The sequence below is a fragment of the Streptomyces sp. NPDC052910 genome (assembly GCF_055585605.1).
Genome location: NZ_JBVJJR010000005.1, coordinates 143,766 through 155,633 on the forward strand (window position 1 = coordinate 143,766; position 11,868 = coordinate 155,633).

At 73.0% G+C, this 11,868-nt stretch carries 11 protein-coding genes; 4 read left to right on the plus strand and 7 right to left on the minus strand.

The genetic code is table 11. The annotated features are described in order from the left end of the window. Positions 1–225 precede the first annotated feature (225 nt). Complete coding sequence (ppc, locus tag ACZ6X9_RS19790; RefSeq protein ID WP_469779296.1) at positions 226–2,967, minus strand: phosphoenolpyruvate carboxylase; 2,742 nt, start codon at positions 2,965–2,967, stop codon at positions 226–228. A 196-nt stretch (positions 2,968–3,163) separates the two neighbouring features. Between ppc and ACZ6X9_RS19795 the strand changes: the two genes are divergently transcribed. Further along, positions 3,164–4,192, plus strand: a complete 1,029-nt coding sequence (locus ACZ6X9_RS19795) for an acyl-CoA desaturase (RefSeq protein WP_469779297.1) — start codon at positions 3,164–3,166, stop codon at positions 4,190–4,192. Further along, positions 4,189–4,881 carry a TetR family transcriptional regulator gene (locus ACZ6X9_RS19800; RefSeq protein WP_469779298.1) on the plus strand — a complete coding sequence of 231 codons (693 nt, stop codon included), beginning with the start codon at positions 4,189–4,191 and terminating at the stop codon, positions 4,879–4,881. The genes ACZ6X9_RS19795 and ACZ6X9_RS19800 overlap by 4 nt, the downstream gene beginning before the upstream one ends. A gap of 34 nt (positions 4,882–4,915) precedes the next feature. Here the strand turns inward: ACZ6X9_RS19800 and ACZ6X9_RS19805 are convergent, their stop codons facing one another. Both ACZ6X9_RS19805 and ACZ6X9_RS19810 read right to left on the minus strand, forming a co-directional pair. Then, a complete protein-coding gene (locus ACZ6X9_RS19805; RefSeq protein WP_469779299.1) occupies positions 4,916–5,539 on the minus strand; it encodes a Uma2 family endonuclease in 624 nt (207 codons plus the stop codon). Between the two features lie 132 nt (positions 5,540–5,671). Next, positions 5,672–6,496, minus strand: a complete 825-nt coding sequence (locus tag ACZ6X9_RS19810; RefSeq protein ID WP_469779300.1) for a trans-aconitate 2-methyltransferase — start codon at positions 6,494–6,496, stop codon at positions 5,672–5,674. A gap of 138 nt (positions 6,497–6,634) precedes the next feature. Between ACZ6X9_RS19810 and ACZ6X9_RS19815 the strand changes: the two genes are divergently transcribed. Next, on the plus strand, positions 6,635–7,132 hold the full coding sequence (locus ACZ6X9_RS19815; RefSeq protein WP_469779301.1) for a MarR family winged helix-turn-helix transcriptional regulator: 498 nt from the start codon (positions 6,635–6,637) through the stop codon (positions 7,130–7,132). On the opposite strand, the gene ACZ6X9_RS19820 is transcribed toward ACZ6X9_RS19815, so the two are convergent. After that, positions 7,091–7,879 carry a LuxR C-terminal-related transcriptional regulator gene (locus ACZ6X9_RS19820; RefSeq protein WP_469779302.1) on the minus strand — a complete coding sequence of 263 codons (789 nt, stop codon included), beginning with the start codon at positions 7,877–7,879 and terminating at the stop codon, positions 7,091–7,093. The two genes, ACZ6X9_RS19815 and ACZ6X9_RS19820, sit on opposite strands and share 42 nt — an antisense overlap. Positions 7,880–8,117: 238 nt before the next feature. Between ACZ6X9_RS19820 and ACZ6X9_RS19825 the strand changes: the two genes are divergently transcribed. Beyond that, positions 8,118–8,570 (plus strand): GNAT family N-acetyltransferase, encoded by a 453-nt coding sequence (locus ACZ6X9_RS19825; RefSeq protein WP_469779303.1) that lies wholly within the window; start codon positions 8,118–8,120, stop codon positions 8,568–8,570. A 14-nt stretch (positions 8,571–8,584) separates the two neighbouring features. On the opposite strand, the gene galK is transcribed toward ACZ6X9_RS19825, so the two are convergent. From galK to galT, 3 genes are read right to left on the minus strand one after another with little or no spacing between them, the layout of a single operon-like run. After that, positions 8,585–9,724, minus strand: coding sequence for a galactokinase (galK, locus tag ACZ6X9_RS19830; RefSeq protein ID WP_469779304.1), 1,140 nt, complete (start codon positions 9,722–9,724; stop codon positions 8,585–8,587). Then, positions 9,721–10,704 carry a UDP-glucose 4-epimerase GalE gene (gene galE / locus ACZ6X9_RS19835; RefSeq protein ID WP_469779305.1) on the minus strand — a complete coding sequence of 328 codons (984 nt, stop codon included), beginning with the start codon at positions 10,702–10,704 and terminating at the stop codon, positions 9,721–9,723. The genes galK and galE overlap by 4 nt, the downstream gene beginning before the upstream one ends. Beyond that, positions 10,701–11,750, minus strand: a complete 1,050-nt coding sequence (gene galT, locus ACZ6X9_RS19840; RefSeq protein ID WP_469779622.1) for a galactose-1-phosphate uridylyltransferase — start codon at positions 11,748–11,750, stop codon at positions 10,701–10,703. Before galT ends, galE begins: the two co-directional genes overlap by 4 nt. Positions 11,751–11,868 lie beyond the last annotated feature (118 nt).

The window sequence follows — 11,868 nt, forward strand, 5'->3', positions numbered from 1 at the left end:
CCGTTTCTTGCAGGGGCTGCGCCCCCGCACCCCCGAAACCGCGCTGCGCGCGGTTGTCCTCAAACGCCGGACGGGCTGGAGTGTGCCTGAGGTGGCACTTTCAGCCCGTCCGGCGTTTGAGGACGAGCGGCGAAGCCGCGACAAGCGGGGTCTGGGGCGCAGCCCCAGGAAACGGCGAAGGGGCGGGACCGGGGCGCCGCCCGCCGCAGGCGCCCCACCACGGCCTCACCCGGTGTTGCGCAACCCCGCCGCCACACCGTTCACCGTGAGCAGCAACGCCCGCGCCAGCAGCGGATCGGGCGTCTCCCCACGGGCCGCCGCCTCCCGCTGCCGATGCAGCAGCGTGACCTGGAGGTAGGAGATCGGGTCGAGGTAGGCGTCCCGGATGTGGAACGTCTGCCGCAACACCGGGTTGGAGTCGAGCAGTTCCCGCTCACCCGTGATGCGCAGCACCTCCTGGACGGTCAGCTCGTGCTCGGCCCGGATGGCCTCGAAGACGTGCTTGAGCTCGTCGGGCACGAGCGTGTCGACGTAGTGCCGCGCGATGCGCAGATCGGTCTTCGCGAGCGTCATCTCCACGTTGGAGAGGAAGTTGCGGAAGAAGTGCCAGTGCTCGTGCATCTCCTCCAGGACCGTGTCGAGGCCGGCCTCGCGGGCGGCCTTGAGGCCGGAGCCGACGCCGTACCAGCCGGGGACGATCTGCCGGGACTGGGTCCAGCCGAAGACCCACGGGATGGCCCGGAGTCCGTCGAGGCCGGCGCCGGAGTCGGGGCGGCGGGACGGGCGGGAGCCGAGGTGGAGTTCGGCGAGCTGGTCCACGGGGGTGGAGGCGAAGAAGTACGCGGGCAGGTCGGGGTCCTCGACGAGCCGCCGGTACGCGCCGTGGGCCGCGTCCGACACCGTGTCCATCGCCGCGTCCCAGCGGGCGAGCGCCTCGTCGGACTGGCGGGGCGCGGTGTGCAGGGCGGACGCCTGGAGGGTGGCGGCGACGGTCAGTTCGAGGTTCTCCCGGGCGAGGGCCGGGATCAGGTACTTGTCGGAGATGACCTCGCCCTGCTCGGTGACCTTGATCTCGCCGTCGAGCGTGCCCCAGGGCTGGGCGAGGATCGCGTCGTGGGTGGGGCCGCCGCCGCGGCCGACGGTGCCGCCGCGGCCGTGGAACAGCCGGAGCCGGACGCCGTAGCGGTGGGCGACGTCGCGCAGCCGGCGCTGGGCGCGGTGGATCTCCCACTGGCTGGTGGTGATGCCGCCGAACTTGGAGGAGTCCGAGTAGCCGAGCATGACCTCCTGGACGTCGCCGCGGAGGGCGACGAGCCGCCGGTAGGAGGGGTCGGCGAGCATGTCGTCGAGGATCCGGTCGGCTTCCCTGAGCTCGTCGGTGGTCTCCAGCAGCGGCACGATGCCGATCTTCGCCCAGCCGCCGTGCAGGTCCATCAGCCCGGCCTCGCGGGCGAGGACGGCGGCGGCGAAGACGTCGTCGGCGCCCTGGCACATGGAGATGATGTACGACTCGACGACCTCGGGGCCGAAGCGCTGCAGGGCCTCCCGGACGGTGTGGAAGACGCCGAGGGTCTTCTCGCCGGCCGCGTCGAGCGGGGCCGGGCTGGGGGCGAGCGGGCGGCGTGAGCGCAGCTCCTTGGCGAGCAGCTTGCGGCGGTACTCGCGCGGCATGTCGGCGTAGCGCCAGGACTCCTCGCCGAGCCGGTCGAAGAGCTGGCCGAGGGCGTGGTGGTGGGCGTCGGCGTGCTCGCGGACGTCCATGGTGGCCAGGTGGAGGCCGAACGCGGCGAGGGTGCGCAGGGCGCGCTCCAGCCGGCCGTCGGCGATGAGGCCGCCGCGGTGGGCGCGCAGCGAGTCCTGGATCAACTGGAGGTCGGCGAGCAGGTCGGCGGTGCCGAGGTAGTCGCGGCCCTCCTGGTGGGGGGTGTTGTGGGCCAGGCGCTCGCGGGTGTTGAGGAGCTTCTGGCGGATGCAGGTGGCCTTGAGCCGGTAGGGCTCTTCGGCGTTGAGCCGCTTGTAGCGAGGGCTGATCTCCGGGAGGAGCTCCAGGTCGCGCTGGAGGGAGGCGAGCAGCTCCTCGGTGGCGCCGCTGTTGCGGATGGAGTTGGAGAGGGCGACGCGCAGCTTGTCGACGAGCTCGACGGCGTCGGTGATGCCGTGCTCGTGCTGGAGGATCAGCACGTCCCAGGTGACCTGGGGGGTGACGTTGGGGTTGCCGTCGCGGTCGCCGCCGATCCAGGTGCCGAAGGTGAGCGGGCGGGTGGCGGCGGGCAGCGGGACGCCGACCCGGTCGAGCTCGGCGGCCAGGTCCTCCAGGACGTCGCCGACGGCACCGGCGTGCAGTTCGTCCAGGTAGTAGATGGCGTTGCGGGCCTCGTCGGTGGGCTCCGGGCGGGCGACGCGGAGCTCGTCGGTCTGCCAGAGCAGGTCGATGTTCTCGGCGAGGCGGAGGTCGGTGCGGCGCTTCTCGCCCTCGCCGGTGGCCTGGTGGCCGAGGAGCTCGGCGATGCGCAGGAGCTTGTTGAGGACGCTGCGGCGGGCGGCCTCGGTGGGGTGCGCGGTGAAGACGGGACGGACGCCGAGATGCGCGACGGCTTCCTTGAGGTGCTCGGGGTCGGCGTCCTTCAGCCGGTCCGCCGTACGGGCCAGGATCGAACCCTCGGCGTCGCGCCGGGCGCCGAGCTCCCGGGCGCGGTGCACCTGCTCGGTGACGTTGGCCAGGTGGAAGTAGGTGGAGAAGGCGCGCACCAGCTTGGCGGCGGTCTCCGGGTCGGTCTCCCCCAGCAGGCGAGCGGCGGCCTCGCCGTCGGTCCGGGTGAGCGCCCGGACGCGTTCGACCAGAGCGAGGAGTTCCTCACCTTCCTGGCGGACGAGGGTCGCGCCGAGGAGGTCGCCCAGGCGGCGGATGTCGGCGCGCAGTGCGGCGCTGCGCCGTGCTTCGAGGCTGGTGGGGTCGGCACTGCTCACAGGTGCTGCTCCTAGCGGTGTTTCCGAGCACGTCTGGAGGGGTGTGGCGGACCGCGCTGTCCGACGCCCACCAGCATAGGTCGCCACCCGACGCGCGGTCTCCGACAGCCCTCTTGCCCCCCGCCGGGGCCCTGCCATACTTACGTTGCCGTAGGTTACGGAACCGTAGCCAGCTCCCGACCCCCACGAGGAATCCATGACTGCAAGCCCCGACCTGATCGAGGACGTGCCGAAGGCCCGGGAAGAGACCCCGCTCCCCGTCGCCACGCTGGGTGGAGACAGCAAGCGCTCGATCGAACAGATCACCCTGCTGCTGTTCATCACCATCCCCTTCGTCGCCCTGCTCGCCGCGATCCCCCTGGCCTGGGGCTGGGGAGTCAGTTGGCTGGACCTGGGGCTGATGACGGCGATGTACTTCATCGGCTGCCACGGCATCACCATCGGTTACCACCGCTACTTCACCCACGGTTCGTTCAAGGCCAAACGCCCACTGCGCATCGCCCTGGCGATCATGGGCTCGCTGGCGGTGGAGGGGCCGGTGGTGCGCTGGGTGGCGGACCACCGCAGGCACCACAAGTTCTCCGACGCCGAGGGGGACCCGCACTCGCCGTGGCGTTACGGGGAGACCGTTCCGGCCCTGCTGAAGGGCCTGTGGTGGGCACACGTCGGCTGGATGTTCGACGAGGAGCGGACGCCGCAGCACAAGTACGCGCCGGACCTCATCAAGGACCCGGCGATCCGCTTCGTCTCCCGGACGTTCATCCTGTGGACGACGGTCTCGCTGCTGATCCCTCCGCTGGTCGGCGGGCTGGTGACGTGGTCCTGGCAGGGGGCGGCGACGGCGTTCTTCTGGGGTTCACTGGTCCGGGTGGCGCTGCTGCACCATGTGACCTGGTCGATCAACTCGATCTGCCACGCGGTCGGCAAGCGGCCGTTCAAGTCCCGCGACCGCTCCGGGAACGTCTGGTGGCTGGCGATCCTGTCCTGCGGCGAGTCCTGGCACAACCTGCACCACGCCGACCCGACCTCGGCGCGGCACGGGGTGCTGCGGGGCCAGATCGACTCCAGCGCCCGGCTCATCCGCTGGTTCGAGCTGGCCGGCTGGGCGTCCGACGTCCGCTGGCCGAACGCGGGCCGCATCGCGTCCCGCCGCAAGCCCCGGCCCGGCGAGGAGAGCCTGCCGGCGGCCGACGGCGAGAAGAAGGACGCCGCTCAGGCGGCATGATGGACGGCGTGGCGATCGACAGCAAAACCTCCGGTAAGAAGGACCTGACCCCCGCACAGGGGGCCAGACGCACCCGCCGGGTGCGGATGACCGGCGCGGAGCGCCGGGAGCAGTTGCTGGACATCGGTCGCACACTCTTCGCCGAGCGGGGTTTCGAGGGCACGTCGGTGGAGGAGATCGCGGCCAAGGCCGGGGTCTCCAAACCCGTGGTCTACGAACACTTCGGCGGCAAGGAGGGGCTGTACGCGGTGGTGGTCGACCGCGAGATGCGGCAGCTCCTCGACATGGTGACGGGCGCCCTCACCGCGGGCCACCCGCGCGAGCTCCTGGAACAGGCCGCGTTCGCCCTGCTCGACTACATCGAGACGTTCACGGACGGCTTCCGCATCCTCGTCCGCGACTCCCCCGTGGCCCAGTCGACGGGCACCTTCGCCTCGCTGATCAGCGACATCGCCACGCAGGTCGAGGACATCCTCGGCATGGAGTTCAAGGCCCGCGGCTTCGACCAGAAGCTGGCCCCCCTCTACGCCCAGGCCCTGGTCGGCATGGTGGCCCTGACCGGCCAGTGGTGGCTCGACGTCCGCAAGCCCAAGAAGGCGGAGGTGGCCGCCCACCTGGTCAACCTCGCCTGGCACGGGCTGGACGGCCTGGAACAGCGGCCCCGGCTGGTGGGCCACCGCAAGAGCTGAGCCGCCCCGGCGGGGCGGCAGGCGAGGGCGGCGGTCAGGACGCGGTGATCGCCGCGCCGATGGCGAAGCCTTTCGCCGGGCCGGCGGGGATCACGGCGTCAGTGCCGTAGGGGACGCGGTGCTCCTCCTCGTAGACGGCCTTGTCGGGGTTCGGCTGCGTCAACAGGACGACGGCCCCGTCGCCGTCGAAGTCGTCGACAAGGATGTAAAGCGGGATGCCGGCCCGGGCGTATTCGCGGCGCTTGCGGACGCGATCGCGCTCCAGATTGCGCCGCCCTGGCGAGACGACCTCGATGGCGGCTTCCACAGTGGCCACGGCGACGCCCAGCTCTTCCGGCCCCAGGTCCTCCACCGCGTCGGCCGATGCGATGAAGAGGTCGGGGATCCAGACCTTGCCCTGGTGAATGAGGTTGAGGTCGTGGTGAACCGCATGCTCACCGCCTTCGAGGTGGCTCTCAAGGCGACGTCGGAGACGGTTGATCAGAACGCCGTGACGGACACGGCCGGTGGGCGACACCTCGATGGACCCCTCGATGATCTCAGCGCGGTAGCCCTCGGGGAGATCCATGGCCTTCCACGTCTCCCACAGAAACGTGTCCAGATCGGCCACCGGTTCGTCATCCGCCACCGGGATCACCTCGTGCGCGAGTGCGGTCATCGTGAAGCACCTCCTCCTTCAGTCTGGGCGCGGGCGCCATTGCGGCACAAGCGACGCCACGGACGCTAGGAGCTCCCGAACGGCCCGCACGGCCGTTCCTCGCCTTCTTCACGCGAAAGGGTGATCGGATGATCACCCCTCACCCCCCGGTTTCCGCGCCACCACGAAGATCCGCCGGAACGGGAAGACCGTCCCGTGCGGGCCCGGCGGGTATGCCTCGCGGAGGAGCGTCGCGTACTCGGCGAGGAATGCGTCCCGTTCCTCCGGGTCGTCGGCGAGGGCGGTCAGGACGGGGCGGAGGCCGGTGCCCATGAGCCAGTCGAGGACGGGGTCGGGGCCCGGGAGGAGGTGGGTGTAGGTGGTTTCCCAGGCGTCGACGGTCAGGCCGAGGTCGGTGAGGAGGGTGAGGTAGGCGGCCGGGTCGAGGACGTGGACGGGGCCTCGGGCGGCGCCGGCGAGACGGTCGCGCCGGCGCGGGGTGTCGCAGAGGCGGCGCATCAGGGTGTGTGAGGGCGCGTCCTGGTTGCCGGGGACCTGGAAGGCGAGGACGCCACCGGGGGTGAGCGCCTCGGTCCAGGCGGGGAAGGACGCGGGGTGGTCGGGGACCCACTGGAGCAGGGCGTTGGCGATGAGGAGGTCGAGGGGGCCGTCCGGGGTCCAGTGGGACGCGTCGGCGGCGGCGAAGGCGATCCGGCCGCCGCCGCTGGTGGGGCCCGCATGCGCGGCGGCGGCGCGCAGCATCTCGGGGGAGTTGTCGAGCCCGGTGATCAGGGCGTCAGGCCAGCGTTCGGCGAGCAGGACGGTGGCGTTGCCGGGACCGCAGCCGAGGTCGGTGATCCGAGCCGGGCCGGCACCCGGCAGCTCGGGGACGCGGGCGAGGAGGTCGTGGAAGGGGCGGGCGCGGGGGCCGGAGTGGCGGAGGTACTGCCGCGGGTCCCAGGTCGGGGTGTGGGGCATGGGGGCCTCCCGGGGTGAGGAGGGCGGAGGGCTCTGCTGAACCCAGCACCCTCTGAGGGCTCTGCTGAACCCAGCGTCCTCCCCTAACTATCTTGACGTCAAGAGACTTCATGTCGACAGACCCACTACACTGATCCCATGGAGGACGAGGTCGATCGACTGGTCGCAGCGTGGCGCCGGGAGCGCCCGGACCTCGACGTGGAGCCGCTGGAGGTGCTGAGCCGGGTCAGCCGGCTCGCGCGGCACCTCGACCGGGCACGGCGGATCGCGTTCGCCGAGCACCAGCTCGAGCCCTGGGAGTTCGACGTCCTGACGTCGCTGCGCCGCGCGGGCGAGCCGTATCAACTGTCCCCCGGCCAGTTGCTGACGCAGACCCTGGTCACCTCCGGCACCATGACCAACCGTATCGACCGGCTCGCCAAGAAGGGCCTGGTCCGCCGGGAGCCCGACCCCAACGACCGGCGCGGTGTGCTGGTGCGGCTGACGGAGGAGGGGCGGGACCGCGCGGACGAGGCGCTCGCCGGGCTGCTCGCCCAGGAGCGGGCGATCCTCGCCGAGCTCTCCACCGCGCAGCGCGTGGAACTCGCGGCGCTGCTACGCCAGTTGACCGCCCCGTTCGACAACGTCCCCGGCTAGGTCGACCGGGCCCACCCCGGCCCGGCGGGCCAGCGCGACGGCGGCGAGCGTGGAGTGCACGCCCAGTTTGCCCAGCACGTTCTGCATGTGCGTCCGCACGGTGTGCGGAGAGAGGAACAGCCGTTCGGCCACGGCCTTCCGGCCGAGCCCGGCCACCATGCAGCGGAGCACCTCCCGCTCGCGCGGGGTGAGCGACTCCACCAGCCGCTCGCTCTCCGTACGGTGCTTGCGCGCGGCCGTCAGCTCCCGCAGGACGCCCGTCAGCAGGGCGGGCGGCAGATGCGTCTCGTCCCGCAGCACACCTCGTATCACCGCCAGCAGACGGGACAGCGAGCAGTCCTTCGCCACCCAGCCACCGGCTCCGGCCTGCAGCGCCGCCGCCGCGCGACGTGGATCGTCCCGCTCCGCGAGCACGACCGTGCGCACCCCCGGATGCCCGGAGCGCACCCCGGCCACCAGGGAGATCCCGTCCACCACACCCTCGGGCTGACCCGTCAACGGCCGCCCGGGAGGCCGGCGCTGCTCCGGGACACGGGCCGCTTCCACGGCCGCCGCGCCCAGGTCGGCGTCGATCAACAGGACGTCGAAACGCCGCCCTTCCGCCGCCGCACGCTCCAGGGCGCGCAGCGCCGCCGGCCCACTGCCGGCCGCCGAGACGTCCACGTCCTGCTCGGCCGCGAGGGCGGCGGCGAGCGACTCGGCGAAGATGCGGTGGTCGTCGACCACCAATACCCGAATACGTGCCACAACCACCCCCAAATTCGGGGAGGCGTGCAGTGCGGGTACGGCGCCCGGTACGGAGCCGTCGCACGCGCACGGCCGCCGCCGTGCCCTGACAACTACCCCACCCCGGGCGTCGTACCTGCCTGTCTCGCCCCCTGATCGGCGTCGGCCCCCACCGACGCTGTGCTCAGCGTACGGCCGGGGTCCGACAACGGAAGCCGAATCGCAAAACTGCTTGACTCGGATGTTTATCGTGAGCTTTATGTTCAGTATTGAGGTAGTGAACGACACGGAACGACGCGATGTGGTGAAGAAGCGCCTCATCGCTGACAACTCCGAACGGTCCGCTGTCCTCCGCTCCTTGCGCGGCACCCCCGTCGACGACTGCGTCCCCCTCGAGGTCTACGCCGTGGACGAGAACGGGGAGTTGGCGGGTGGCCTGGCCGGATACGTGCAGTACCGCTGGCTGCACATCGACCTCCTCTGGGTCGACGCGCGGCACCGCGGCACGGGACTCGGCGGCCGGCTCGTCGCCGACGCCGAGGAGAGCGCCCGCCGACGGCACGGCTGCGTCGGCAGCCGGGTGGAGACCTGGGACTTCCAGGCCCCGGACTTCTACCGCAAGCAGGGCTACCGTGTGGTGGCCACGGTGGAGGACTACCCGCCGGGCATCACCGAGTACACATTGATCAAGTCCCTGACCACTCAAGGGTGATCGGGCCGCCCCGGTCAGCCGTCCCGCCGCGCGCCCTCCCCCGCCGACACGGCGAAGACGGCCGGCGTCCCGAACCCGGCGGCGGCGAAGGCCGTGCCGACGGCCCGGGCCACCGCATCCGCCCGCTCCGCCGCCACCAGCGCGATCGCCGACCCGCCGAAGCCCCCGCCGGTCATCCGGGCGCCCAGCGCGCCGGCCGCGAGGGCGGTGTCGACCGCCAGGTCCAGCTCGGGGCAGGAGACGGCGAAGTCGTCGCGGAGCGAGGCGTGCCCGGCGGTGAGCAGCGGCCCGCACGCCCGGAGCTCCCCGGCCGCCAGCAGCGCGGCCACCCGCGCCACCCGCTCGTTCTCCGTGACGACGTGCCGGACCACCGGTCGCAGCTCGGCCGGTAACACACCGAGGGCGTGCGGAAGTTGCGCGGGCGTCACGCCCCGCAGGGCGCGTACGCCGAGCGCCCGCGCGCCCGCCTCGCACGCGGCGCGGCGCGCCGCGTAGGCGCCGTCCGCGAGTGCGTGCCGGACGCCGACGTCGACGACGAGCAGCCGCAGCCCGTGCGCGGCCGGGTCGAACGGCAGGTGGCGGACGGTGAGGTCCCGGGTGTCGAGGTGCAGCGCGTGCCCGGCGCGGCAGTGGGTGGCGGCGGTCTGGTCCATGATCCCGCAGGGGACGCCGACGAAGTCGTGCTCCGCCCGGCGCGCGAGGCGGGCCAGGTCCGCCGGGTCCGGCGCGAGGCCGTGGACGCCGGTGACGGCCAGCGCCGTGGCGACCTCCAGGGCGGCGGACGAGGAGAGGCCGGCCCCCCGCGGCACGTCGCTCTCGACGTGCAGGTCCGCCCCGCCCATGGCGTACCCCGCCGCGCGCAGCGCCCAGACGACGCCCGCCGGGTAGGCGGCCCAGCCCCGGACCCGCCCCGGCACGAGCGCGGCCGGTTCCAGGGTGACCACCCCGCCGGGCACCCGCTCCGAGTGCAGCCGCAGCAGCCCGTCCGGCCGCGCGGCCGCGGCCACCCGGGTGCGCCGCGACAGCGCCACCGGCAGGACCGCGCCCTCGTTGTAGTCGGTGTGTTCACCGATGAGGTTGACGCGGCCGGGTGCCGACCAGACGCCGTCCGGCGCGCGGCCGTAGACCGCCCGGAACCCCTCCGTGGGGTTCACCGCGGCTCCGCGCGGCGGGCGAACTCCCAGGCGTCCGCGACGATCCCGGCCAGTCCGGGGCGCTTGGGCTTCCAGCCGAGGACCTCGCGGGCGCGCTCGGCGGAGGCGACGAGGACGGCCGGGTCGCCGGGCCGGCGGGGGCCCGTACGGCACGGCAGCGGGTGTCCGGTCACCTCGCGGGCGGTCTCGACGACCTGGCGGACGGAGAAGCCGTTGCCGTTGCCGAGGTTGCAGATCAGGTGTTCACCGGGGCGGGCGGCCTCCAGGGCGAGGAGATGCGCCTCGGCCAGGTCGCTCACGTGCAGGTAGTCGCGGACGCAGGTGCCGTCCGGCGTGGGGTAGTCGTCCCCGTGCACGGTGATCTCCGGCCGTGTGCCGAGGGCCGCCTGGAGGACGAGCGGGATCAGGTGGGTCTCGGGGGCGTGCCGCTCGCCGTACCGGCCGTGGGCGCCCGCGACGTTGAAGTAGCGCAGCGAGACGGCGGCGAGTCCGTGGGCCGCGCACTCCCCCGCGATCATGTGGTCGACGGCGAGCTTGGTGGCGCCGTAGGGGTTGTTGGGGGCGGTGGTGTCGGTCTCGGTCAGCGGGACGGGGTCCCGCGGGTCGCCGTAGGTGGCGGCGGTGGAGGAGAAGACCAGGGTGCGGACGCCCGCGGCCCGCATGGCGTCGAGGAGGTCGAGGCTGCCGCCGACGTTGTTGCGCCAGTACTTCTCGGGGGCGGCCACGGACTCCCCCACCTGCGAGCAGGCGGCGAAGTGCAGCACGGCGTCGTACGAGCCGTCCAGCCAGCGCGCGGCGTCCTGCACACGCCCCTCGATGAAGCGCGCGCCGGTCGGGACGGCGTCGCGGTGTCCGGTGGACAGGTCGTCGAGCACGGTCACGGCGTGCCCGGCGGCCAGCAGATGGGCCGCGACGACGCTGCCGATGTACCCCGCGCCGCCCGTGACCAGGCACGTCCTCATGCTCGTGCTCGCGTTCATGGACTCGCCGCCTCTCGCAGTCGCTCCGCCGCGGTCTCCGGCGGCACATCGTTGACGAACACGCTCATGCCGGACTCGGAACCCGCGAGGAATTTGAGCTTGCCGGGAGCCCGTCGGACGGTGAAGAGCTCGGCGTGGAGCGCGAATTCACTCCTGAGGGGGTGGCGCACGGGCGCCTGGTGCCAGCCCGAGACGTACGGCGTGGGCGGCGCGTCCGGTCCGAAGAGGCGGTCGAAGCGGCGGAGCAGCTCCCGGTGGAGGCCCGGCAGCTCGGCACGGGCCGCCGGTCCGAGGGCGGGCAGGTCGGGCACCCGGCACCGCGGGTACAAGTGCACCTCGTACGGCCAGCGGGCGGCGTACGGGACGAAGGCCGTCCAGTGCTCCCCGGCGAGGACGACGCGGCATCCGTCGGCCTCCTCACGGGCCACGACGTCGTCGTACAGGTTCCGTCCGCCGGTGCGCTCGCGGTGGGCGGCGACGGAGGCGAGGGCGCGTTCCGTGCGCGGGGTGACGAAGGGGTAGGCGTAGATCTGGCCGTGCGGATGCGCGAGGGTGACGCCGATCTCCGCGCCGCGGTTCTCGAAGCAGTAGACCTGGGCGGTGCCGGGGCGGGCGGAGAGCTCGGCCGTGCGGTCAATCCAGGCGGCGAGGACGAGGGCGGCCCGTTCGTCGTCCAGTCCGGCGGCCGAGCCGTGGTGGTCGGCGGTGAAGCAGACCACCTCACAGCGGCCTCCCTCGGGACCGGCGAGGGCCGGGAAGCGGTTCTCGAAGACGACGACCTCGTAGTCGGCGTCCGGGATCTCGGTGGGCCGGCCGGGCCGGGAGGGGCAGAGCGGACAGGCGTCGGACGGCGGGTGGTGGGTGCGGCCCTGGCGGTGGGCGGCGACGACGACGGTGTCGCCGAGCAGCGGGTCGGTGCGCAGCTCGCTGCCACGGCCCCCGGCGGCAAGCGGCGGCGTGCCGTCCGCGGGACCGCACGGGGCGGCCGACGCCGGTGTACCCGGCGGGGCCGCACCGGCGGCATGGGCCGCGTCCGCGGCGTCCACCGCCTCGCGGTCCGGCTCAGGGCCGGCACCGGGCCCGCGTGGGCCGGCCGGTGCCGGGGGCCTGGCGCGGGTCCGGGCGGTCGGGCCGGTGACGGCCGGATCCGGCACGACGCCGTCC

Bases quoted from the DNA above. Each gene is read 5' to 3' on its own strand.
- galE (WP_469779305.1), bottom strand. From the start codon at position 10,704: ATGAACGCGAGCACGAGCATGAGGACGTGCCTGGTCACGGGCGGCGCG.
- ACZ6X9_RS19825 (WP_469779303.1), top strand. From the start codon at position 8,118: ATGTTCAGTATTGAGGTAGTGAACGACACGGAACGACGCGATGTGGTG.
- ACZ6X9_RS19815 (WP_469779301.1), top strand. From the start codon at position 6,635: ATGGAGGACGAGGTCGATCGACTGGTCGCAGCGTGGCGCCGGGAGCGC.
- ACZ6X9_RS19810 (WP_469779300.1), bottom strand. From the start codon at position 6,496: ATGCCCCACACCCCGACCTGGGACCCGCGGCAGTACCTCCGCCACTCC.
- ACZ6X9_RS19795 (WP_469779297.1), top strand. From the start codon at position 3,164: ATGACTGCAAGCCCCGACCTGATCGAGGACGTGCCGAAGGCCCGGGAA.
- ACZ6X9_RS19800 (WP_469779298.1), top strand. From the start codon at position 4,189: ATGATGGACGGCGTGGCGATCGACAGCAAAACCTCCGGTAAGAAGGAC.
- ACZ6X9_RS19805 (WP_469779299.1), bottom strand. From the start codon at position 5,539: ATGACCGCACTCGCGCACGAGGTGATCCCGGTGGCGGATGACGAACCG.